The sequence below is a fragment of the Ruegeria sp. YKSF57 genome (assembly GCF_059612585.1).
This window is the reverse complement of the sequence record NZ_JBXWQW010000007.1, coordinates 26,315-48,854: the sequence shown is the minus strand read 5'-3', so window position 1 is coordinate 48,854 and position 22,540 is coordinate 26,315. Positions and strand designations below refer to the sequence as shown.

At 61.2% G+C, this 22,540-nt stretch carries 23 protein-coding genes and 1 tRNA gene; 14 read left to right on the top strand and 10 right to left on the bottom strand.

What is annotated here, in order from left to right:
* The first annotated feature begins 9 nt into the window (after window positions 1–9).
* Window positions 10–1,548 carry a tripartite tricarboxylate transporter permease gene (locus AC2FLX_RS04410; RefSeq protein WP_480750651.1) on the top strand — a complete coding sequence of 513 codons (1,539 nt, stop codon included), beginning with the start codon at window positions 10–12 and terminating at the stop codon, window positions 1,546–1,548.
* A 222-nt stretch (window positions 1,549–1,770) separates the two neighbouring features.
* On the top strand, window positions 1,771–2,157 hold the full coding sequence (locus AC2FLX_RS04405; RefSeq protein ID WP_480750650.1) for a metallopeptidase family protein: 387 nt from the start codon (window positions 1,771–1,773) through the stop codon (window positions 2,155–2,157).
* Window positions 2,158–2,296: 139 nt separating this feature from the next.
* Here the strand turns inward: AC2FLX_RS04405 and AC2FLX_RS04400 are convergent.
* Window positions 2,297–2,373 (bottom strand) — tRNA-Pro (locus AC2FLX_RS04400).
* Between the two features lie 127 nt (window positions 2,374–2,500).
* Between AC2FLX_RS04400 and AC2FLX_RS04395 the strand changes: the two genes are divergently transcribed.
* A complete protein-coding gene (locus AC2FLX_RS04395) occupies window positions 2,501–4,093 on the top strand; it encodes a Na/Pi cotransporter family protein (protein ID WP_480750639.1) in 1,593 nt (530 codons plus the stop codon).
* 3 nt (window positions 4,094–4,096) lie between these two features.
* On the opposite strand, the gene leuB is transcribed toward AC2FLX_RS04395, so the two are convergent.
* Entirely contained in the window at window positions 4,097–5,200 is a 1,104-nt protein-coding gene (gene leuB / locus AC2FLX_RS04390; protein ID WP_496810285.1) for a 3-isopropylmalate dehydrogenase, read from the bottom strand.
* 91 nt (window positions 5,201–5,291) lie between these two features.
* On the opposite strand from leuB, the gene AC2FLX_RS04385 reads away from it, so the two are divergent.
* Entirely contained in the window at window positions 5,292–5,825 is a 534-nt protein-coding gene (locus AC2FLX_RS04385) for a redoxin domain-containing protein (RefSeq protein ID WP_496746017.1), read from the top strand.
* On the opposite strand, the gene AC2FLX_RS04380 is transcribed toward AC2FLX_RS04385, so the two are convergent.
* The gene (locus AC2FLX_RS04380; RefSeq protein WP_496810284.1) at window positions 5,822–6,718 is read right to left on the bottom strand and encodes a LysR family transcriptional regulator; all 897 of its coding nucleotides are present in this window, start codon (window positions 6,716–6,718) and stop codon (window positions 5,822–5,824) included. The two genes, AC2FLX_RS04385 and AC2FLX_RS04380, sit on opposite strands and share 4 nt — an antisense overlap.
* Window positions 6,719–6,805: 87 nt before the next feature.
* Between AC2FLX_RS04380 and AC2FLX_RS04375 the strand changes: the two genes are divergently transcribed.
* Window positions 6,806–7,714, top strand: a complete 909-nt coding sequence (locus AC2FLX_RS04375; RefSeq protein WP_480750635.1) for a Rossmann-fold NAD(P)-binding domain-containing protein — start codon at window positions 6,806–6,808, stop codon at window positions 7,712–7,714.
* On the opposite strand, the gene AC2FLX_RS04370 is transcribed toward AC2FLX_RS04375, so the two are convergent.
* The 5 genes from AC2FLX_RS04370 to leuC form a co-directional block, all read right to left on the bottom strand.
* Window positions 7,664–8,731 (bottom strand): endonuclease/exonuclease/phosphatase family protein, encoded by a 1,068-nt coding sequence (locus AC2FLX_RS04370; protein WP_480750634.1) that lies wholly within the window; start codon window positions 8,729–8,731, stop codon window positions 7,664–7,666. The two genes, AC2FLX_RS04375 and AC2FLX_RS04370, sit on opposite strands and share 51 nt — an antisense overlap.
* Entirely contained in the window at window positions 8,728–9,561 is an 834-nt protein-coding gene (locus AC2FLX_RS04365; protein WP_480750633.1) for a hypothetical protein, read from the bottom strand. Before AC2FLX_RS04365 ends, AC2FLX_RS04370 begins: the two co-directional genes overlap by 4 nt.
* Before the next feature lie 313 nt (window positions 9,562–9,874).
* Window positions 9,875–10,480, bottom strand: a complete 606-nt coding sequence (gene leuD, locus AC2FLX_RS04360; protein ID WP_480750632.1) for a 3-isopropylmalate dehydratase small subunit — start codon at window positions 10,478–10,480, stop codon at window positions 9,875–9,877.
* A gap of 41 nt (window positions 10,481–10,521) precedes the next feature.
* On the bottom strand, window positions 10,522–11,064 hold the full coding sequence (locus AC2FLX_RS04355) for an HdeD family acid-resistance protein (protein ID WP_480750631.1): 543 nt from the start codon (window positions 11,062–11,064) through the stop codon (window positions 10,522–10,524).
* 38 nt (window positions 11,065–11,102) lie between these two features.
* Complete coding sequence (gene leuC / locus AC2FLX_RS04350; RefSeq protein ID WP_480750630.1) at window positions 11,103–12,506, bottom strand: 3-isopropylmalate dehydratase large subunit; 1,404 nt, start codon at window positions 12,504–12,506, stop codon at window positions 11,103–11,105.
* Window positions 12,507–12,767: 261 nt separating this feature from the next.
* Here leuC and AC2FLX_RS04345 point away from each other — a divergent pair, with 261 nt between their 5' ends.
* The 4 genes from AC2FLX_RS04345 (at window position 12,768) to AC2FLX_RS04330 (ending at window position 15,645) form a co-directional block, all read left to right on the top strand.
* Window positions 12,768–14,120 carry a mechanosensitive ion channel family protein gene (locus tag AC2FLX_RS04345; protein ID WP_480750629.1) on the top strand — a complete coding sequence of 451 codons (1,353 nt, stop codon included), beginning with the start codon at window positions 12,768–12,770 and terminating at the stop codon, window positions 14,118–14,120.
* 154 nt (window positions 14,121–14,274) lie between these two features.
* A complete protein-coding gene (rsfS, locus tag AC2FLX_RS04340) occupies window positions 14,275–14,637 on the top strand; it encodes a ribosome silencing factor (RefSeq protein WP_480750628.1) in 363 nt (120 codons plus the stop codon).
* A gap of 44 nt (window positions 14,638–14,681) precedes the next feature.
* Entirely contained in the window at window positions 14,682–15,152 is a 471-nt protein-coding gene (rlmH, locus tag AC2FLX_RS04335) for a 23S rRNA (pseudouridine(1915)-N(3))-methyltransferase RlmH (RefSeq protein WP_496746031.1), read from the top strand.
* 7 nt (window positions 15,153–15,159) lie between these two features.
* Window positions 15,160–15,645: a flavodoxin family protein gene (locus AC2FLX_RS04330; RefSeq protein WP_496746033.1), complete on the top strand. Its 486-nt coding sequence runs from the start codon at window positions 15,160–15,162 to the stop codon at window positions 15,643–15,645.
* 3 nt (window positions 15,646–15,648) lie between these two features.
* Here AC2FLX_RS04330 and AC2FLX_RS04325 read toward each other — a convergent pair whose 3' ends face one another.
* On the bottom strand, window positions 15,649–15,996 hold the full coding sequence (locus AC2FLX_RS04325; protein ID WP_496810283.1) for a hypothetical protein: 348 nt from the start codon (window positions 15,994–15,996) through the stop codon (window positions 15,649–15,651).
* A gap of 35 nt (window positions 15,997–16,031) precedes the next feature.
* Window positions 16,032–16,742 (bottom strand): DUF599 domain-containing protein, encoded by a 711-nt coding sequence (locus tag AC2FLX_RS04320; protein WP_496810282.1) that lies wholly within the window; start codon window positions 16,740–16,742, stop codon window positions 16,032–16,034.
* A gap of 82 nt (window positions 16,743–16,824) precedes the next feature.
* Here AC2FLX_RS04320 and AC2FLX_RS04315 point away from each other — a divergent pair, with 82 nt between their 5' ends.
* The 5 genes from AC2FLX_RS04315 (at window position 16,825) to AC2FLX_RS04295 (ending at window position 22,462) form a co-directional block, all read left to right on the top strand.
* The gene (locus tag AC2FLX_RS04315; protein ID WP_496810281.1) at window positions 16,825–18,264 is read left to right on the top strand and encodes an FAD-linked oxidase C-terminal domain-containing protein; all 1,440 of its coding nucleotides are present in this window, start codon (window positions 16,825–16,827) and stop codon (window positions 18,262–18,264) included.
* Between the two features lie 49 nt (window positions 18,265–18,313).
* Complete coding sequence (locus AC2FLX_RS04310) at window positions 18,314–19,408, top strand: FAD-binding protein (RefSeq protein ID WP_496810280.1); 1,095 nt, start codon at window positions 18,314–18,316, stop codon at window positions 19,406–19,408.
* Between the two features lie 3 nt (window positions 19,409–19,411).
* Entirely contained in the window at window positions 19,412–20,722 is a 1,311-nt protein-coding gene (glcF, locus tag AC2FLX_RS04305; protein ID WP_496807460.1) for a glycolate oxidase subunit GlcF, read from the top strand.
* A gap of 115 nt (window positions 20,723–20,837) precedes the next feature.
* Window positions 20,838–21,650: a trypsin-like serine peptidase gene (locus AC2FLX_RS04300; protein ID WP_480750620.1), complete on the top strand. Its 813-nt coding sequence runs from the start codon at window positions 20,838–20,840 to the stop codon at window positions 21,648–21,650.
* Complete coding sequence (locus tag AC2FLX_RS04295; RefSeq protein ID WP_480750619.1) at window positions 21,647–22,462, top strand: trypsin-like serine peptidase; 816 nt, start codon at window positions 21,647–21,649, stop codon at window positions 22,460–22,462. Before AC2FLX_RS04300 ends, AC2FLX_RS04295 begins: the two co-directional genes overlap by 4 nt.
* The last annotated feature ends 78 nt before the right edge of the window (window positions 22,463–22,540 follow it).

Here is a 22,540-nt window from a genome sequence, read left to right as displayed (position 1 = left end):
GATACTCTGATGGACATTCTTGCCTCGCTCGGCGACGGCTTTGCCACCGCACTTTCCCTCCAGAACCTCGCGCTTGCCCTGCTTGGCACGTTTCTGGGGACTATGATGGGCGCTTTGCCGGGGCTTGGCCCCTCGAACGGCGTCGCCATCCTCATTCCCTTGGCTTTCACGCTTGGGCTAGGGGCTACGCCTTCGCTGATCCTGCTCACCTCGGTCTACTACGGGGCCATGTATGGAGGCCGGATTTCCTCGATCCTTCTCAATATACCCGGAGATGAGCCAGCGATGATGACGTGCCTGGACGGCCATCCGATGGCGTTGAAGGGACAGGCGGGCGAAGCGCTTTCGTTATCTGGTGTGGCAAGCTTTGTCGGCGCATTTCTGGCCACCTGGGGCCTCATCCTGCTGGCGCCGCAACTGGTCAAGTTTGCCCTGCTCTTCGGCCCCGCCGAATATTTCGCGCTGTTCGTACTGGCCTTCGCGACGCTAGGAGGCGTGTCGTCAACCAATCAGGCGAAATCTGCCTTTGCCGCGATGCTAGGGCTTGGTCTTGCCGTGATCGGGGTAGATACCCAGACTGGCGTGCCGCGGCTGACTTTCGGCGAGGTGCATCTCTATGATGGCCTCGACTTTCTTGTTGCCATCGTCGGGCTGTTCGCCTTGTCAGAGGTCTTTATCTTCCTCGAACATCGCCACGGCGAGGCCGACGCCGATAGAAAAAAAGTTCAGGTGGGTCGATTGACGCCCTCGTGGAGCATGTTGAAATCGACCTTTGCCACCATGCTGCGGGCATCCGGTCTGGGGTTTATCGCGGGCGTTTTGCCGGGTGCGGGGGCATCGCTTGGGTCTTTCATCTCCTACTCGATGGAAAAGCGGTTGGTCGACCGGAAAAACAGCTTCGGCACAGGCGACCCGCGAGGGGTGGCCGCGCCCGAAGCGGGAAACAATGCCGCCGCCGGTGGCGCGCTGGTGCCCATGCTGGCGTTGGGTGTGCCGGGATCTGGTACCACGGCGGTGTTGCTAGCCGTTCTTCTTTCGCTCAATATCACGCCTGGCCCGTTGCTGTTCTCACAGAACCCGGATGTTGTCTGGGGGCTGATCGCCGCACTTTTCATTGCAAACTTTATGCTTCTGGCCATGAACATACCAATGGTCGGGCTGTTTACCCGCGTACTCATGGTGCCACCGCGTATTCTGATGCCGATCGTGGCGATGGTTAGTTTCGTTGGTATCTACGGAATCTCGGGTTCATCATTCGACTTGTTGGTCATGATTGGCTTTGGTGTGATGGGCTGGGTCTTGCGTAAGCTTGATGTGCCGCTGGTGCCGGTGATTCTGGGGACGCTGCTGGGCAACACGATGGAAAACAACTTGCGTCGCGCGGTTACGATCTCGAACGGGGACTACTGGACGCTGGTCGACAGCGGATTGTCGATTGCCCTGTGGGCGGTTGCTATCGCAGGTTTCATCTTGCCGCTTTTCGTGGGTCGCATCGTCAAGGCCCGTATGCACGCCCGCCGCGATACCGAAGGATCGACGGCGGATTGAGAAGGTGCCGAGTCTCCGTTTTAAAATGCCAAGCCGTTGTAAAGGTCTGTGCTGCGATGGCCAACCTTGTTGGTGGCACCTGGTCATGATCCCTTGGACAGCAGCCAGATGGGTTATTGAACGACGGCCAAAACCCAAGCAGAGCGGCCAACTACGGCGCTTGGTTTTGCCACATTGTGTTTCATGCTTCACTGTGCCGCTCCCAGATGCCATATCCGTGGCATGCAAAACGACCTCGACCACTTTGAGAAGATCGCCCGTGATACCATCGCCTCGCTGCCAATGGCGTTCCGTCCCGCAGCCGAGGCCGTCATCCTGCGCATCTCCGATTGGCCGACGCCCGACATTTTGAATGAACTGAGTATCGCTGACCCCCTTGAGTTGACTGGGCTCTACGAGGGGATACCGATGACCGAGAAATCGTTTTCCGATGTGGCGCTACCAGCAGATTCCGTCTGGCTCTTCCGTCAACCCATTCTGACTGAGTGGCGTGAGCGTGGTGACGTCGAACTGGACGAGTTGATCGCCCATGTCGTAATTCACGAGTTCGCCCATCATTTCGGCTGGTCCGATGAGGACATTGCCGCAATCGACCAATGGTGGGCTTAAACGCAATCTGGTCTCGATTACAGCATATGCTTGGAAAACCGTCTCAAAAGGCTCCTTGACGCCGATGACGGTCAAAAAAAGGGGCAAGTTAACAACAAACCGGAAAACAAAAAAGGCCCAGTCAGAGGCCTTGTTTTATTGGTCGGAGTGAGAGGATTCGAACCTCCGGCCCCTGCCTCCCGAAGACAGTGCTCTACCAGGCTGAGCTACACTCCGACCGTGGCGGGTGATCTATACTCGCGGGCATACAGTTGCAAGAGGGATTCTGATAGTAGCTCGGGAAATTGCCTCTCTTGCCGGAAGGCGGCAATTGTCAGACGGTAGGCTCAATCGAGGGTCTGGCATGAACGGGAATTTATTCTATCTGGTTGGTGGCGTTGGCATGTTCCTTGTGGGCATGGAAATCATGACCAACGCCTTGCGCGAGGCTGCTGGCAGTCGTTTGCGCCGCATTCTTACGACGTTTACCACCACACCTTTGCGCGGCGTGCTGACGGGGGCGACGACGACTGCTGTTGTGCAATCCTCTAGCGCGACGACGGTCATGACAGTCGGTTTCGTGGGGGCCGGCTTGCTGACGATGCCCGAAGCTATGGGCGTGATCTACGGCGCCAATATCGGCACGACCGCGACCGGCTGGCTGGTCTCCGTTCTGGGCTTCAAGCTCAAACTGGGCAACGTGGCCTTGGCCTTGCTGTTCCCGGCCGCGCTGGTCGATTTGCTGGCACATGGGCCGGTGGCCCGGTTCGGGCGGGTGTTGTCCGGCCTGTGCCTGCTGCTCGTCGGGTTGGAACTGATGCAGACGGGAATGGGCGATCTGACCGAGACCGTGACGCCTGCCATGCTGCCGGGTGCAACCTTTCTGGGGTTGCTGACGCTGGTGGGAGCAGGTGCAGCCATCACCATTCTCATGCAATCCTCAAGCGCCGCGATGGCCTTGTCGCTGGTGATGCTGTCGGCGGGGGCGATTTCGATGATCCAGGCGGCCAGCCTTGTCATCGGCATGAACATCGGCACCACGTTCACCGCCCTGCTTGCCTCTCTGGGTGGATCGGTTCCGATGCGGCAAACGGCGATTGCCAACCTGATCTTCAACATTGCGACATCCGTGATCGCGTTTCCGTTATTGTTCCTGTTCCGTACGAATCTGGAGCATATCGCGGCGTCAACCGACGAAATGACCTCGCTCCTGGTTTTCCACACCGGGTTCAATCTGGCCGGAACAGCGTTGTTCCTACCGATAACACGCCAGTTTTCTGGTCTGGTTGCGCGCATTCTGCCCGACAAGCGGGAGCGTCTGATCGACCTTGACGAACGGCTGCTCAGCGATCCGGGTACCGCCATTCTCGCGGCGCAGACAGCCGTTTCGTCCATTGCGGCGCGGTTGTTCACTGCAATCGGATCGGCTCTGCAGCCCGAACCGGATTTGCGCCCTCTCGCGGCTCTTGGCGTATGCGCTGACGCGTTGGAGGAGTTGAGGAAATACCTTGCCGCCATTCGTCTCACCGAAGGGCGAGCGGCCGAAGAAGAAGCCTTTGCCGCCTTGCTTCATCAAATTGATCATCTGGACCGTCTGTTGCGCCGGGCCGGACAGAGAGGCCGGATGGAAACGCTGTTGTCGGACCGCCTGTTGCGCAGACCCGGCTTGGCTGCAGGCGTGGCGCTGTCGCTGGCGGCCGGCGATCTGGCGTCTCCGACGGTCGCGGTCCGCCTGCTGCGCTTGCAAGCGCTTGTCCAGCGTCGGGCCAAGCGCCACCGCCGCGCGATGATGCTGGGGGAACATGCAGGGCTTTATTCTCTGGAAGAGGTCTTTGCGCATACCGACGCGATGCGCTGGCTTGACAGGATACTGCATCATGCCGAGCGGGTGGCGCACTACCAGCCGCACAGCCCGGTTGCAGAGCCTGCGGCAGAAACATCCGCCGCAGGCCAGTAGAAATTACAGGCTGTTGTCCAACGCGGCGATGATGGCAGCGCCCATTTCCGTGGTCGACACCGGTTTGACGCCTTCATCGGCCAGCAGATCGCCGGTGCGAACACCATCGGCTAGCACCTTTTCAACCGCCGCTTCCAGACGGTCAGCCTCGGCCCCATGATCAAAACTGTAGCGCAGCGCCATGGCGAAGCTCAGGATACAGGCGATGGGGTTGGCCTTACCCTGACCTGCGATGTCAGGGGCCGAGCCGTGTACGGGCTCGTAAAGCGCCTTGGGGCGGCCATTGGCCATGGGGGCGCCCAGCGACGCCGAGGGCAGCATGCCCAGGCTGCCGGTCAGCATCGCGGCGCAATCGGACAGGATGTCACCGAACAGGTTGTCGGTCAGGATCACGTCAAACTGTTTCGGCGCGCGCACCAGCTGCATGGCGCCGTTGTCGGCGTACATGTGGCTCAATTCGACCTCTGGATAATCTTTGGCCACGCGGGTCACCACCTCGCGCCACAGAATGCCCGATTCCATCACGTTGGCCTTCTCCATAGAGCAGACCTTCTTGTTGCGGCGCATTGCCAGTTCGAAGGCCGAGCGGGCAACACGTTCGATCTCGCTTTCGGTGTAGCGCTGAGTATTGATGCCCACGCGCTCGTTGCCTTCCTCGAAGATGCCACGCGGTTCTCCGAAATAGACGCCTGAGGTCAGTTCGCGCACGATCATGATGTCGAGACCCGCGACGATGTCCTTTTTCAGCGACGAGAAATCGGCCAGCGCGTCAAAGCACTGGGCGGGGCGCAGGTTGGAATAGAGATCCATTTCCTTGCGCAAACGCAACAGCCCGCGTTCGGGCTTCACACTGAAATCCAGGTCGTCATATTTCGGCCCGCCTACGGCACCCAACAGCACAGCATCCACGTCCTGCGCCTTGGCCATGGTCTCGTCCGCCAGCGGCTTGCCGTGCACATCATAGGCTGCACCGCCCACCAGGTCTTCGCTCACGTCAAAGTGAAGACCGCGGTTTGTACCAAACCAGTCGATGATTTTGCGCACTTCGGCCATAACTTCCGGGCCAATTCCGTCTCCGGGCAGGATGAGGAGCGAAGGGTTGGGCATGAACGGTCTCCTTGCGTTTCGTTGCCATCGCCCTAGCGTGTGCGCGGCAACGGGTCAATGAGACGATCCGGCCAAAACACGAGGAAAATACATGCTGATACCGGGAAATGCGGTCCCTGAACTGAAAATCGAAACCGTGGCGCACGGAAGCTTCGACTTGGACCGGGACAAAGGGAAAAACGGAACGCTGGTGATTCAATATCGAGGCGTGCACTGTCCGATCTGCGTCCGGCAGATGGGCGAGCTGGAGGCAGCGCTGGATGACTTTGCCGAACTTGGTGTCGAAGTCATCATGCTCAGCACGGATACGGCGGAACGCGCGGCGCAAACCGTCGAAAAGGCCGGAACCTCTCGCTTGCGCGTCGGGCACGGTCTGCCGCTGGCGGCGGCGCGGGATGATTGGGGGCTGTATATGTCGAAAGGCCGTGAAGGCACCGCCGAGGCGCCCTATTTCGCCGAACCCGGCCATTTCTATGTCGCCCCGGATCGCTCTTTGTATTTTGCCTGGCAGCAATCGACACCGTTTGGTCGTCCGTCCGTGGCGGATATCAAGGGTGGCATCAAATACGCGCTGGATAACAACTATCCACCACGCGGAACTCATACTGGCCCGCTTCCGGCCTAACGGTTCAACCCAAGCAAACCCTCCGCCAACAGGTGCCATACACGGCGAATGCGGGGGGTTTGCCGCATGGCTTGCGGCGCGGCCAGCCAGACCTGCAGAGGTGGGATGGGCAGATCGAACGGCAGCTCTTGCACTGTCGGATCGGCCTGTCCCACAGAGCGCTGCGTAAAGCCGATGCCGCATCCGGCGCGCACCAGTTCCCAATAAGCGCTGTGGTTGTCGCACCGCACGACGAACATCCTGCGCGTGGCAGGCCATCCCATTTCTCGCATCGTGGTGATGATCGCCTCGTCCGCATCCAGCCCGACGAGATCATGGTCCATCAAATCTTCGATTTTCTCAGGCATTCCTGCGCGTTTCAGATAGGATTTGGCGGCAAATGCGGCCAGTTCGATATCCGTGATGTGCTGTGCCACAATGTCGAGTTGCCGGGGCGGGTACATGCGAACGGCGATATCCGCCTCGCGAAACAACAGGTTTTCGGTGGCGTCGGTCGGCACCAATTCCAACTGAATTTCGGGCTCCAACTCTCGGATGCGGGCAAGGATTGGCGGAAGGTTGTGGTGCGAGGCAAAGACCGAGGCTGTGATCCTGACCGTACCTGCGAGGCTCTTTGCTTCGCCTGCGGTGATCAGTGAAATCTCCTGCATGGCATCGCGCATCCGGATTGCCATGGGTAACAGTTGTGCGCCAGTATCGCTCAGCCTCAGACCACGGGTGTGCCGGTGGAACAGCGACACGCCCAGGGATTGCTCCAGAGCCTGAATCTGACGGCCCAGAGTTGGTTGGCTGCTGTTCAGATTTCGGGCTGCGGCAGACAGGGAACCGGTTTCGACGACAGCCAGAAAGCTTTGAATCAGGGACCAGTCAGCGGAAATGAGCGACTTATCCATTCAGAAATGAATACATGATCTGCGTTTTTCTGCAATTCAATAACGTGATCGAATGGGTATCTTGTCCCCGAGAAGAGGAGAATATTCATGACACAGACAGTACTTGTTCTCGGGGCCTCGGGACGGTTTGGCCGAAATGCTGTATTGGCGTTTGCAAAGGCTGGCTGGACCGTGCGCGGATTTGACCGAAAGTCAGACGACTTGCTGATTGCAGCACAAGGTGCGGATGTGATCGTAAACGCCTGGAACCCGCCCTATACAGAGTGGGCCAAGCAGGTTGTCCCCCTTCATGCAAAGGTGATCGAGGCTGCGAAACTCAGCGGTTCGACGGTGATTGTGCCGGGAAATGTTTATGTCTTCGGTGCAGATACGCCGGGGCCGTGGTCGGGCGCGACACCACATCTGGCGACCAATCCACTGGGACGAATTCGCAGGCAAATGGAAGAGGCCTATCGCGCCTCGACCGTGCGTACGATCCTGTTGCGGGCAGGGGATTTCATCGACACCGAAGCTTCGGGCAACTGGTTCGATCAGGTCATGATCAAGCCTTTGGCAAAGGGCAAATTCGTCTATCCCGGCGATCCGGACATACCGCACGCCTGGGCCTATCTGCCCGATCTTGCCCGTGCAGCCGTTGCCTTGGCGGAAATCCGGGGTGAATTGCCGCGGTTCGCGGAGGTGCCTTTTGCAGGGTTCACAGTGACCGGGCGAGACATTGCCGAGGGGTTGTCGCGGGTTCTGAGGCGACCGGTTTCGGTAAAGGAAATGTCGTGGTGGCCGCTTGAACTGGCGCAGCCGTTCTGGCCAATGGCGCGGCACCTGATCGAGATGCGGTACTTGTGGAACACGCCGAATTGTCTGGATTGTACGCATTTTGAGACCCTAGTTGGCCCATTTGTACAAACCGATTTCACGACCGCGCTGGCATCGGCGGTCCCGGCGGGACTACTCGGCCAAGAGATCCACCCAGACCAGCCGGTGACGGCTGGCGCGTGACGCGGCCTCATGCCCGTCCACATCGGGGGCGGGCCAATACACCCCGGCATCTGCCACCGACCAGTCCGAGGATGGCAAGACGTAATCGACGCGAAAGCGACCGATCCCGGGCCAGTCCACTGTGTCATGTGCGTCAGGCGAGCGGTGGTTCTGGTTTCCGGCACGCGCAGCACCGGCGCTTTGTGGAGCGGGGTCTTGCAGGCGTGGGTCGGACAGCAGGGTGCGGACGGTCTCGGTGCGACCATCGCTGTCGTGCGGGTCAAGATTTGCATCACCGGCGAGGACGAATTTCGTAGCATGGGCAGGGCCAAGCGCGCCGTCCAGATAGGCTTGCCACAGCCGGATTTCGTCACGGTTGCGAAGGCCGTTGCGATCTTCGGGGCCGTCGAAGACCGGCGGTGAGGCATGGAAGGTCATCAGATGAAACCGACCCGCTGGCGCATCGATTGGAATCGCCCAATGCGCGGTGGAAGACAGGCGTTGTTGCGCCTGTGCCTCTGCCGTGGGGAAGGGACCCGAAGCCGTCTGCGGCAGTTGCGCGCCGGGCAGGTCGCGCCACAGGAGGTTGGTGAATTCAACGACCGCCTCGTTTATGATCGGGTAACGGGACAGGACGGCCAGACCGCCTTGCCCGGAAAACTCGCCCCAACCCTGCGCGTCACCGGGGCCAAAGGTGCGGCCGTCGCCGTCAAGGTCGAGGGCGGTTTCGATGCCGCTATTGGGTTGGCTGGAATAGCGGTGGGGATAGTCGATACCTGCCTTGCTGAGCAGGTCTGCCAGGGCGTTCAGGGCCAAACCGTCATGGTCCCAGTCGATACCTTGCAGGGCAATCACATCCGGCGAAACGGTTGAAATCACCGTGACAACATCCGTGACTTGCGGGTCGCTTCGTTGAATGTCGCGCAGCAACAGGCCAGGGCCCTTGCGGCTGAGTTCGGTGTTGTAGGTTGCGATACGCAAAACATCTGCCTGTGCCAGCGATGGCAACAGCAGAAGCAGCAGAACGGCCCGGATCATGCGGTCTGGGCGGCCTCGGCGGTGGAATAGGCGCGGCGGCGTTTTTCCTCGATCAGGCCGGCGATTCGCATCATGGCCATGCCTCGCATGATGATGCTGGCGGGCAGAAAGGCCCAGGCGCTCATGGTCCAGATCAGGGTTTGCGGATTGCCCAGCGAAATCGGGTCGATGACATCGGACGCCAGCTTGATCACTGCCGGAATAAGGAAGGGCAGCAGCACGCCCACCGTGACGTTGAGCCGACCGTCGCGTTGCAACCGGGTGACGACATCGCCGCCGGTTGTCGGGTCGAAAAGAGGAAGGTTCACCCAAACGTTGAAGGCGCCGTTGCCCAGGGGCCAGCCGCGAAAGCGCAGCGCGTAGGCAAAGGTGGCCACGGTGACCAGCGCGGCGATATAGGCGATTCCCGCCGACATCCGCACCAGATTGACCAGACCGGAACTGGCATCCGGCGGCAGCATCAAGACCACCAGACGCACGGGCGAATAGGGGAAATCGACGACATTCGAGATCAGTATGCCGACACCGGCAAACAAGGTGGTCAATCCTGTGGGCGCGTAGACGTGTTTGCAGACCAATGTCAGGAAGGTGACCATCGACATCAGGCCGACGAACCGCAGCCGGTTCAAAGGCGGCGCATCACGGAATTCGATGAAGCTGGGAAAGGCGGAGTTGTATTCGGCAAACGTCAGTACAAATGCGAGAATCGCGAGGAACACCACGATCTCTGTCGCATTCGAAGCTGAACCAGGCAGGTACAACGCAGGTGTGAGCACCAAAAGCGCCACAAGCAACCCACGTATCGCCGCCCCTGTTGTGCGTGCAAACACTATCCGAATCCCTTCAAACTGGACAGGCCGGTTCTTTGCCGCACCCTTGTTCCAACTTGTGCCCGCTTTGCAAAGCGGATGCCTCTTATAGGCATATTTGTGCCGACAACAGACATCCCTCTCAAGACACTAGGGCAACAAACACATGATTTGAGGCAAAAAGATGGCAAGAGTGGTGCCGCAATGCATCAATGGTGACTCAAATTCGACGTGTGTTCATAATTTTGCACTACATTTTGTGGTTGTGTAAAATTCGGCCCCAAATGAACAAAGGCCGCGCAGGGCGGCCTTTGTGGTTAACGTAGGGTCAGTCTTACACCCAGGGACGGGATTGGGCCGCTTCTGATTCGAATTTTGCGATATGTTCCGCCTTTTTCATCGTCAGCCCGATGTCATCCAGCCCGTTCAGAAGGCAGTGTTTTCGGTGCGGATCGATGTCAAACTTGATGACCGCGCCGTCAGACGTGGTGATTTCCTGAGTTTCCAGATCGACCGTCATTCGCGCGTTCTCGCCCTTGTGCGCGTCCTGCATCAGAACCTCATGCTGGTCGGGGGTGACCACGATCGGCAGGATACCGTTCTTGAAGCAGTTGTTGAAAAAGATGTCGGCGAAGCTGGTCGAGATGACCGACTTGATGCCGAAATCCTTGATCGCCCACGGTGCGTGTTCGCGCGATGATCCGCAGCCGAAGTTGTCGCCCGCGACCAGAATTTCAGCCTCGCGATAGGCAGGTTTGTTCAGCACGAAATCGGGCTTTTCGCTGCCGTCATCGTTATAGCGCATCTCGTCGAAGAGGACGACGCCAAGGCCCGACCGTTTGATGGTTTTCAGGTGGACCTTGGGAATGATCATATCGGTGTCGATGTTGATCAAAGGCATTGGGGCGGCCACCCCGTGGACTTTTTCGAACTTTTCCATTTTTTCACTCCTGCGGGAGAGGGCCAGCCCCGTTCCCCGCGCTATCCTTGTTTGATTTGGTTTCCGGCGCCCTTGAAGAACAGCGCCATGAAGATCAGGCCGAACCCGTTGAACAGCATCTCGATACCCAGAAGGATGCCGAGCAGTTTCAGCAGCCAGGTGGGGTCTTCCGCCGCGTAGTTCCAGATGATGGCGGCGAGAACCATCGACAGAATGCCCGAGATCAGTGTGGGCCAGAAAAACTGTGTTCCGCGCATCTGGAACGACAGGATGATGCGGGCGATACCGCCGGCCATGAACAGGATCAGAACCAGCATGGCCAGCGAAATGACGCCCTGCAGCGGATGAGACAGGAATGACCAGCCCAGAAACAGCATGATCGCGCCCATGATGATGGACAGGATCTTGGCACCGGTGCCTTCGACGGTGAAGCCGCCGATGACCTGAAGCCCGCCGCCGATGAGCAGCAGGATTCCGGTGAGCGTCGCGATGGCCACGGATGCCACGACAGGCGCGCCCAGGACGATGACCCCGAACACGATGAACAGTATTCCCAAAAGGAACAGTTTCAGCCAGTCACTCATTTCAGTCTCTCCCTCAAAAATTCAATTATGAGGGCAGCTTACATCAACTCGCGCACGTCTGTCAGCCGTCCTGTGATTGCCGCTGCGGCAGCCATTGCCGGGCTCAGCAGGTGGGTGCGCCCGCCGCGGCCCTGACGGCCCTCGAAGTTGCGGTTCGAGGTGGCGGCGCAGCGTTCGCCGGGGCTGAGCTGATCGGGGTTCATGGCAAGGCACATCGAGCACCCGGCCAGACGCCACTCGAACCCGGCTTCCTTGAAGATATCCGCCAGACCTTCTTCCTCGGCCTGGGCGCGGACAAGGCCCGAGCCGGGCACGACCATGGCACGCATACCGTCCTTGATCTTCTTGCCCTTGAGGATCGCGGCCGCGGCGCGCAGGTCTTCGATGCGGCCGTTGGTGCAGGAGCCGATGAAGACGGTGTCGATTTCGATATCGCTCAGCTTCTGGCCAGCGGTCAGCCCCATGTATTCGATCGAACGGCGGGCCGCGTCGACCTTGCCGCCGGTGAAATCCTCGGGGTTTGGCACGGTTGCGGTGATCGGCAGCACGTCTTCGGGCGAGGTGCCCCAGGTCACGACGGGTGCGATGTCCTCGCCCTTGAGGGTGATGACCTTGTCGAAATGCGCGTCGTCGTCGGAGTAGAGCGTTTTCCACCAGTTCAGCGCGGCTTCCCACTGCGCGCCCTTGGGGGCGTGGGGGCGGCCCTTGACGTATTCAAAGGTGGTCTCGTCCGGCGCGATCAGGCCGGCGCGGGCACCGCCTTCGATCGCCATGTTGCAGACGGTCATGCGACCTTCCATCGACAGATCGCGGATTGCTTCGCCGCAATACTCGATGACATAGCCGGTACCCCCGGCGGTGCCGGTCTCACCGATCACGGCCAGAGTGATATCCTTGGCGGTCACGCCCGGCTGCAACTTGCCGGTGATTTCCACCTTCATGTTCTTGGACTTCTTCTGGATCAGAGTCTGGGTGGCCAGAACGTGTTCGACCTCGGACGTGCCGATGCCATGGGCCAGCGCGCCGAATGCACCGTGGGTCGCTGTGTGGCTGTCGCCGCAAACCACGGTCATGCCGGGCAGGGTCCAGCCCTGCTCGGGGCCGACGATGTGCACGATGCCCTGACGGACGTCATTCACCGGGTAATAGTGAATGCCGAAATCCTTGGCGTTCTTGTCCAGCGCTTCGACCTGGATGCGCGATTCCGGGTTTTCGATCCCGTTCACGCGGTCCGGCGTGGTGGGCACGTTATGGTCCGGTACGGCGATGGTTTTATCCGGTGCGTGCACCTTTCGGCCCGCCATGCGCAGCCCTTCGAAGGCCTGCGGGCTGGTGACCTCGTGCACGAGGTGGCGGTCGATATAGAGAAGGCAGGTGCCATCGTCGGCTTCGTGCGCGACATGGGCATCCCAGATCTTGTCATAGAGTGTCTTGGGGGACATCGGTCCTCTCCCGTTTTTTGAGAATAGCTGGCAAATGGTGGCTGGACGCCGATTATAGGCGCGCCAGAACCGTGCGGGCAGCCCCGAAAAACCGTTCACGCAACCGCGCGCGGTCCTGAAGATACGGGTTCGGAGCCGGGTAGTGTCTCATGTGCACCAGATATAACGGGGCACAGTGGCAATCAAGGTTGATCTTGGCATCACGACGGGCCTTGCGCTTGGCCGCCCGGCCCGGCCATGCTGAGGGCAGGAGGTACGCGAATGGACCCAGACCTGTTGCCGACCACGTTCACGGACGTGATCAACGCGTTCACGACGCAAGGCGCGAAACTTGTCGATCTGTTCCTGACCCCCGGTTGGCGGCAATACCAGATGCTGATTCTGCTGGTTCTGCTGGCGATCGCCTATTGCCTGAAGGTACTGACAAAAAACCGCTGGGATGCGTGGGCACGCACCCGCGAGGGTTGGCCGAAATGGCGGCTGCGCGTGCTGGTGCAGATCATGCGCCGTCTGACGCTGGCCTATTTCGCGTTGTTGTCCTGGGCGGTCTATCTGGTGATGCAGCAGGCGACGTGGCCATCGCGGAGTTACATCATCGGGGTTTTCGCGACCCTCGCGACGGCGTGGCTGATCATCGGTTTTCTGGCGCGGCTGGTTCGGAACCGAACACTGAGGCAGATCTTCAAGTGGTCCATGTGGGTTTATGCGACACTGGTCGCACTGAATCTGACTGATGATGTGGCCGGGTTCCTTGATGGCGTCGCCATTTCTATCGGCGATCTGCACATTTCCATATTGGGTATTCTAAAGGCAACGCTGCTGATCGGTGTCCTTTTGGTGCTGACGCGACTGGTTACTCAGGCAGCCGCGCGCGGGCTTGAGCAGAATGACGACCTTACACCGTCAATGCAGGTGCTTTTGACCAAGGCGATTCAAGTGGCGCTTTATGGGTTGGTCCTGATGGTTGCGATCAGGACTCTCGGGTTCGACCTGACCGGCATAGCCCTGCTATCGGGTGCTGTGGGTGTCGGCATCGGCTTTGGGTTGCAGAAAGTGGTGTCGAACCTGATCTCGGGCATCATCATCCTGATGGACCGCTCGATCAAGCCAGGCGATGTCATCTCGTTGGGCGACACCTTTGGCTGGATCAATGCGTTGGGCGCGCGATATGTGTCGGTGGTGACGCGGGATGGCCGCGAGTATCTGATACCGAACGAGGATCTGATCACAAACCAGGTGGTGAACTGGTCGCATTCGGATCGGTTCGTGCGGTTGGACCTGAATTTTGGCACCGCCTATGATGACGATCCGCATCAGGTGCGCGCGGTGGCAATCAAGGCGGTCAAATCCGTTCGTCGGGTGCTGTCCGGGCCGGGGCATGAGCCGGTCTGTCACATAACCGGGTTCGGTGACAGCAGTGTCGATTACATCCTGCGGTTCTGGATCAGCGATCCGACGGCCGGCCTGACCAACATACGGGGCAACGTGTTTCTGGCGCTTTGGGACGCGTTCAAGGCCGAAGGCATCTCGATTCCGTTCCCGCAGCGAGAGGTTCGCCTGCTCAACGATGACGCCGGAAAAGAGACGGTTTCGCAACAACTTGCTGAAGAGTGAGCGCCCGTGACGCCGGGTTTCATTGAAATGACAAAATTTGGTTGCTAAATTCAACTTACCCCCGCGCCGGGGGGTTGGCCGGTGCTTTTCAAAGGAGGACTATGTCCTGTCTCTCAGTACACAGGCGGGTTTGCCCGCCGATAACGGGGCCGCAATGATGGCCCACTCTCAGCTTACCAGCGAAAAGCTGCTTGAGCGCATCCTTTCCTCACTATCCGATGACAAGGCCGAAGACGTTGTGCAGATCGATCTGCGCGGCAAGTCGTCGGTAGCGGATTACATGGTGATCGCGTCCGGACGTTCGACACGTCAGGTCTCGGCCATGGCGGAAAAGCTGATGGACCGCATCAAGCAGGAGTTCGGATTCACCTGCAAGGTCGAAGGCAAGGATGCCGGCGACTGGGCGCTGATCGATACGGGCGACGTGGTCGTTCATATCTTTCGCCCCGAAGTGCGGGAATTCTATCAGCTGGAAAAGATGTGGCTGCCGCAGGGTAGCAGCGCCTCGGCGAACTGAGGCGCTATCCCGGCCTGCGATTTCGGGCCGGAAGCGAGAGTTGAATGCGCGTTAGCATCTGCGCGGTCGGCCGATTGCGGGCCGGACCGGAGAAATCCCTGATTGACGATTATCTGACCCGGTTCGACCGGACGGGGCGGGCGCTGGGCCTGGGCCCGGCATGTGTGATCGAGGTCGAGGACAAGAAGAACGCGGGCATGGGCGCCGAGGCGGTCTTGCTGCGCAAGGCGCTGCCCAAGGGCGCGGTGATCTGCACATTGGACGAGCGCGGCAGGACGCTTTCATCGCCCGATTTCGCGGACAAGTTGGCCGGGTGGCGTGATGCCGGGCGGCAGGATCTGGCGCTGATCATCGGCGGGGCCGACGGAATCGACGCGGATTTGCGGGCCGAGGCGGATTTCTCGATATCCTTTGGCGCGATGGTCTGGCCGCACATGCTGGTGCGGGTGATGCTGGCCGAACAGCTGTACCGGGCGGCCACGATACTGGCCGGAAGCCCCTATCACCGGGTATGACGGGGTCATGGCACAGCTTTTGATCGTCTACCATTCACGCACGGGCGGCAGCCGGCAGATGGCCGAGGCCGCCGGGGCGGGTGCGCGCGGCGAGGCGCAAGTGGTGCTGAAACCCGCCGATCAGGCGGGGCCGGATGATTTGCTGGCGGCAGACGGTTATGTCTTTTGTTGCCCCGAAAACCTGGCGGCGATATCGGGCGTGATGAAGGATTTCTTTGACCGCTGCTATTACCCGGTTCTGGGCCGGATCGAGGGGCGACCCTATGCGCAGATGGTCTGCGCCGGGTCGGATGGCGAAAATGCGGTGCGCCAGGTCGCCCGGATCGCGCAGGGCTGGCGTCTGAAGGAGGTTCAGCCCGCCATGATCGTGTGTACTCACGCGCAGACCCCCGAACAGATACTGGCGGAAAAGGTCATTCCCGAAGCCGAACTGGAACAGTGCCGCGAGCTTGGCATGGCGCTGGGCGCGGGGCTGAGCATGGGGGCGTTCTGACGTTCAGTCGAGGCTCAGGGTATAGGTCTGGCCGCTCCACCCGTCGACGAGGCAACGGGACTGGATCCGAACCTCGGTGACACCCGCAGGGATCGAAACGCCGCCGAGCGAGCGGGTGAAGGGCTGTTCGTGTTCATGCGGATGCAGCAGCACGCGCAGGCCCAGTTCGTTTCCGTCGGGGTCAAGCACCCGCCAGCCGTCGGCATAATGATCCCATCCGGTATCGGGGTGGGAAAGTGTCACGTCGATTCGCCATGTGTCGCCCGAGCGGTGGGCGGTGGCGTTTTCGATGACGGGTTCATCGGCAAGGGCCGGTTGCCCCAGTAATGCGATCAGGATCAGGTATCTCATGCGGCAACCATAGGCGTGTCCGGCTGACATGGGGTTCACGACTGCGTGTGAGGTGGGCGGGTCAGCAGGATTGCGCGGGAATGCGAGGCGAATTCTCGGCGATAGAGCACTGCCAGCGTCGCCAACGTGGCAAGGATCAGCGCCAGCGGCCCCAGCAGCCAGGCGACCGTGGCCAGCGCGAAATAGGTCGTTCGCAGGGCCCGGTTGAAACTGCGGGCAGCGGTGACGCAGATCTCGGCGGCCTGCCCGGCGCGGGGATAGGCCTCGGGATGGTCCGGGTCGTTCGGGACCGCCGCCATCAGGACGGCGCAATAACCGAACAGACGATGCGCCCAGACATATTTCAGAAACGCGCTGGACAGAAACAAGAGCGTTATCAGGATCTTGATCTCCCACACCATGTCGGGTGCGGTTCCAATCGCGAGATCCTGCGCGACGCCCGCCAGCCGGTCGGTGTTGCCGATCAGCGCCAGCCCGCCGCCGATGGCGATCATCGAGGTCGAGGCGAAGAAGGTGCTGCCCTGCCGCATGCTGGCGACCAGTTGCGCGTCGAACATCCGGGGCTGGCGGGTGACCATCTCTTTCATCCAGTCGCGGCGAAAGTCGTCCATCATGCGGGCCACAGACGGTTTGCCGGGTGCGGGATTCTCGATCCGCCAGCCGATCCAGACCCATGCCCCCAACAACAGCGCGATGGCGGCATAGTCCAGCGGTGAAAACAGCAGGGCGCGGTCGATCCATGTCATGGCTGCGACAGTAAGGCTTACCGGTTGAACTTGCCAGATCGGTAAATTGGTAATATTAATTTACCAAACGGAGGAGATTGCCATGGAAATGCCGAAACCCGATACCGCGGTGCTGGCGCGCAAGGATCGGCTGCGAGAGCGGTTGGTCCAGGTACTGCCGGAGGATGCGGTGATCCATGACGAGGCCGAAACCCGCGTTTATGAATGCGATGCGCTGACCGCGTACAAATGCCCGCCGATGCTGGCGGTTCTGCCCGCCTCGACACAGGAGGTCTCGGACGTCTTGCGCATATGCCACGAGGAGGGGGTGCCGGTGGTGCCGCGCGGCTCGGGCACGTCGCTGGCGGGTGGCGCCTTGCCGACGGCGGATTGCGTGCTTCTGGGCGTTGCCCGGATGAACGAGGTACTGGAGGTCGACTATGACAACCGTTTCATCCGGGTTCAGTCGGGCCGCACCAACCTGAGCGTGACCGGGGCGGTGGAAGAGGAGGATTTCTTTTATGCCCCTGACCCCTCCTCGCAGCTGGCCTGCGCCATTGCGGGCAATATCGCGATGAACTCGGGCGGCGCGCATTGTCTGAAATACGGCGTGACCACCAACAATCTGCTCGGCGTCACGATGGTGCTGATGGATGGCTCGGTCGTCGAGATCGGCGGCGCGCATCTGGATGCGGGCGGGCTGGATCTTTTGGGGGTCATCTGCGGCTCGGAAGGGCAGTTGGGCGTGGTGACCGAGGCAACCCTGCGCATCCTGCGCAAGCCCGAGGGCGCGCGGCCGGTTCTGATGGGCTTTGACGACAACGCGGTGGCGGGGCAATGCGTGTCGGACATCATCAAATCGGGCATCCTGCCGGTGGCGATAGAATTCATGGACAAGCTTTGCATTCAGGCCTGCGAGAATTTTGCCCATGCGGGTTATCCGGACTGCGAGGCGCTGCTGATCGTCGAGGTCGAAGGATCGGAGGCCGAAATCGACGGCCAGTTGGCCAGGATCATCGAGATTGCCCGCCGTCACAACCCGGTGGAACTGCGCGAAAGCCAGTCGGCGGAGGAAAGCGCCAAGATCTGGCTGGGGCGGAAATCGGCCTTTGGCGCGATGGGACAGATCAACGATTACATGTGTCTGGATGGCACCATCCCGGTTTCGGCGCTGCCCATGGTGCTGCGCCGGATCGGCGAGATGAGCGAAGATTATGGCCTGCCGGTGGGCAACGTGTTCCATGCGGGCGACGGCAACATGCACCCGCTGATCCTGTTCGATGCCAACAAGCCTGGTGATCTGGAGAAATGCGAGGCGTTCGGGGCCGAGATCCTGAAGCTGTGCGTCGAGGCGGGCGGGTGTCTGACCGGAGAGCATGGGGTGGGGATCGAGAAACGCGATCTGATGGTGCATCAGTACGGGCGTGAGGATCTGGAGGCGCAGATGGCAGTCAAGGACGTGTTCGATCCGGCCTGGCTGTTGAATCCGGCCAAGGTGTTCCCGCTGGACAGTTCGGCAGCGCGGCGGATGGCGGCGGAATGATGGGGCTTTGCCTCCAAACCCCCAGAGTATTTTCGAAAAGATGAATGTCATGAGACCAGAGACAGAGACCGAACTGGCCGGAATGGTGGCCGGGCTGAGTGCGCCGGTGCGGATCGTTGGCGGCGGCACCCGTGGGGTTGGCGGGCCGGGCGCGGAATTGAGCGTGGCGGGGTTGCGCGGGATCACGCTTTATGAGCCGGGGGCGCTGACGCTGGTGGCGCGGGCCGGGACACCGGTGGCCGAGATCGAGGCAGCGCTGGCGGCAGAAGGGCAGCGCCTGGCCTTTGAACCGATGGATTATCGCGGGCTTCTGGCAACATCCGGCGGGCCGACAATCGGCGGGGTCGTGGCCGCCAATGTCTCGGGGCCGCGCAGGGTGCAGGCCGGGGCGTGCCGGGATTTCCTGTTGGGCGTGCGCTATGTCGACGGGCGCGGGCAGGTGATCAAGAACGGCGGCCGGGTGATGAAGAATGTGACGGGATACGATCTGGTCAAGCTCATGGCCGGGTCCTGGGGGGCATTGGGCGTTTTGAGCGAGGTGTCGCTGAAGGTTCTGCCAAGGGCAGAAATCGCCGAGACGCTGGCCGTGTCCGTGCCGGATACCCAATCGGGTGTTCAGGTGATGTCGGCCGCGCTGGGCTCGCCCTATGAGGTGAGCGGGGCCGCCTATGATCCGGTCGCGGGACGGGCGCTGCTGCGGGTGGAGGGGTTTGCGGAGTCGGTTTCCTATCGCCTTGGGCGGCTGGCCGAATTGCTGGGGGGCGAAGCCGGGCCATTGGCGGATAGCGAAAACACCTGGCGCGGCATTCGGGATGTGGAAGCCTTTCACAAGCGACAGGGGGACGTCTGGCGGATCTCGGTCAAGCCGACAGAGGCGTCCGAGATTGCCGCGCGGGCCAGGGCGGAGGGGCTGCTGTTCGACTGGGGCGGCGGGCTGATTTGGGCGCTGGTGGCCGAAGGCACCGATCTGCGGGCGCGGCTGGGCGCGATTGCGGGGCACGCGACGCTGGTGCGCGCCTCGGCAGAGACGACTGGGCGGTTGGGGCGGTTTCAGCCGGAACCGGCGGGCGTCGCGGCATTGAGCCGTGGGCTGCGGCAGCGGTTCGACCCGAAGGGGCTCTTCAATCCGGGACTGATGGGGTAGGCGATGCAGACGACATTCACGACGGAGCAACTGCGCGACCCGGCCATCCGGCGGTCGAACGAGATATTGCGCAATTGCGTTCATTGCGGGTTCTGCACCGCGACCTGCCCGACCTACCAGGTGCTGGGGGACGAGTTGGACAGCCCGAGGGGCCGGATTTATCTGATCAAGGACATGCTGGAAAACGAGCGTGTGCCGGATGAAAGGACGGTCAGGCACATCGACCGGTGCCTGTCCTGTCTGGCCTGCATGACCACCTGCCCGTCGGGGGTGCATTACATGCATCTGGTGGATCATGCGCGCGAATACATCGAAGCGCATTACCGGAGGCCCTGGCGGGACAGGGCGCTGCGCTGGGTGCTGGCACAAATCCTGCCTTATCCGACACGGTTCCGGCTGGCGCTGCTGGGGGCGAAGATCGGCAAGCCATTTCGGTTCCTGATGCCGGACGCGCGGCTGAGGGCGATGCTGGAGATGGCGCCCAAGGCGATCCCGCCGGTCAGCCGCAATGACGATCCGCAAAGCTTTGCGCCCCAAGGCGCGCGCCGGATGCGGGTGGCGCTGATGACGGGTTGTGCGCAAAAGGCGCTGAACACCGACATCAACGACGCCACCATCCGCCTGCTGACCCGGCTGGGCTGCGAGGTCGTGGTGGCCGAAGGTGCAGGCTGCTGCGGGGCGCTGACCCATCACATGGGAAAGACGCGCGACAGTCACCACACGGCAGCAGCAAACATCAAAGCCTGGGCGCGCGAAATGGACGGCGACGGGTTGGACGCCATCGTGATCAACACCTCGGGGTGCGGCACGACCGTCAAGGATTACGGGCATATGTTCCGCAACGACCCGCTGGCCGGGGATGCCGCGCGGGTGTCAGGGATCGCGATGGATGTCAGTGAATTGCTGATGCGGCTGGAGGTGCCGGAGGGCGAGGAGAAAGGGCTGACAGTTGCCTATCATGCGGCTTGTTCGCTGCAGCATGGGCAGAAGGTCAAGACCTTTCCCAAGGACCTGTTGAAGAAGGCGGGGTTTAGGGTGGTTGAACCGGCAGACAGTCACCTGTGCTGTGGCTCGGCGGGAACCTATAACCTGATGCAGCCCGAGATTTCCGGCAAACTGAAGGCACGCAAGGTGCAAACGCTGGAGGCGAAGCGGCCCGACGTCATCGCTGCGGGCAACATAGGCTGCATGATCCAGATCGGGTCGGGTACCGGTGTTCCGGTGGTGCACACGGTCGAGTTGCTGGATTGGGCCACAGGCGGGCCGAAACCGCGCGCAATGTCGGAAATGGCCGGGGTGCCGAACCTTCGCTGAGCAGGATCGGTCACTGATGCAGCGCGGCATCAGTTGCGGGCCTTGATGGGCGCGCCCTATTTTTGCCGCAGCTAATCGGTATCACTCTGGCCTTGTGGCAAGGCCGGAGGAACAGGTGAGGAACTGGGTCAAAGCTTTCATCGTGGCGCTGTTGCCGGTGGCAGCGGTGGCACAGGATTCGGCGTTGGAAAGCCTTGAAACCTCGGATGCGGGACGCGAATGGTTGGGGGTCGGGCGTCTGGATATCGGGGGCACGGGGTTTTGCACCGGCTCGCTGATCGGCCCGAATCTGGTGCTGACGGCGGCGCATTGCCTGTACGACAAGGAAACCAAAGAGCGAGTTGATCCGGCGCGGATCGAGTTCCTGGCGGGCTGGCGGCGGGGTCAGGCCTCGGCCTATCGGTCGGTTCGGCAGGCGGTGGTGCATCCGGCCTATCGCTTTGATGGAGAGGCCTCGACCGCACGGGTGCGCCATGACGTGGCGTTGATCGAACTGTCGCAACCTATCCGGAACACCACGGTTTTGCCCTTTGACACCGGCCGCAGGCCCAAGCGCGGCGAGGGCGTCGGCATTGTTTCATACGCCAAGGACCGGGCCGAGGCGCCATCGCTGCAGGAGGTCTGTTCCGTCATGGCGCGGCAGCGCGGCGTGCTGGTGATGTCGTGCGACGTCGATTACGGCTCGTCCGGGGCGCCGGTCTTTTCGTTTGATGGCGAACGTCCTCGCATCGTGTCGGTGGTCTCGGCCAAGGCCGAACTGGATGGCCAGCGGGTGGCGCTGGGCACCGCGCTGGAGGAATCGCTGGAATTGCTGCAAGCCGAGTTGTCGGCGGGACGCGGGTTCGCAAAAACCCCGGTCAACGGTGCCAGCCGGATCAGTGTCGGAAGCGTGCGCAACCAGAACGGGGCCAAGTTCCTGAAACCATGACCCGTCTGATTTCTGTCCTGATTGCGATTTGCGTCCTGTCCACGCAAGGCCTTGCCCAGAACAGCGGCCAGCGCCGCTTGTCGGATCGCGAGGATCTGCTGGGCTGGGAGGCCGTCGGGCGGCTGGATCTGGGGGATACGGGGTTTTGCACCGGAACGCTGATTGCGCGGGATCTGGTGCTGACCGCAGCCCATTGCGCGTTTGACGCAAGAACCGGAAAACCGTTTGAGTCCGGGGCCGTGACCTTTCGCGCCGGGCTGCATGACGGCAAGTCGGTGGCCGACCGCAAAGTGGTGCAGATCGCCGTGCCGCCTGATTTCACGGCCCGGGCCGGGGTGTCGGCAGAACGGGTCAAGCGGGATGTGGCGCTGATGCGGCTGGACGCGCCAATCGGGTTTGGCGAGGCGAATGCCTTCGCGCTGCATCAGGGCGATATCTCTGGCTCTGAGGTCAGTGTGGCCTCTTATGGCCGGGGGCGGTCCGAGGCGATTACGCGGCAGCGGTCCTGCAATATTCTGCGGCGGGGCGAAGGGTTGATCGCCTTTGACTGCAACATCACTTTTGGGTCTTCCGGGTCTGCCATATTGGCCAGATCCGGGCCGCGATGGCAGATTCTGTCGGTGGTGTCGGCGGGCGGGTCGATTGGCGGGCGCACCGTGGGATTCGGCATGGAACTGCCCCGTATCGTGTCCGAGTTGAAAGCGATCCTGCGCCGGGACGCGCCGCGGCCACAGCCCACGATCAAGCGGCTTGGCGTGGGGGCGGAAAAATCCCTGGGCGGGGCCAAGTTCATTGGCTCAAGCGGGTCTTGAACTCGATCATCTGACTTCCCATTTCCTGAGTATCGGATCGCCGCTTTCGGGGTCCGGTATATCGTAACCGCCCGTCCG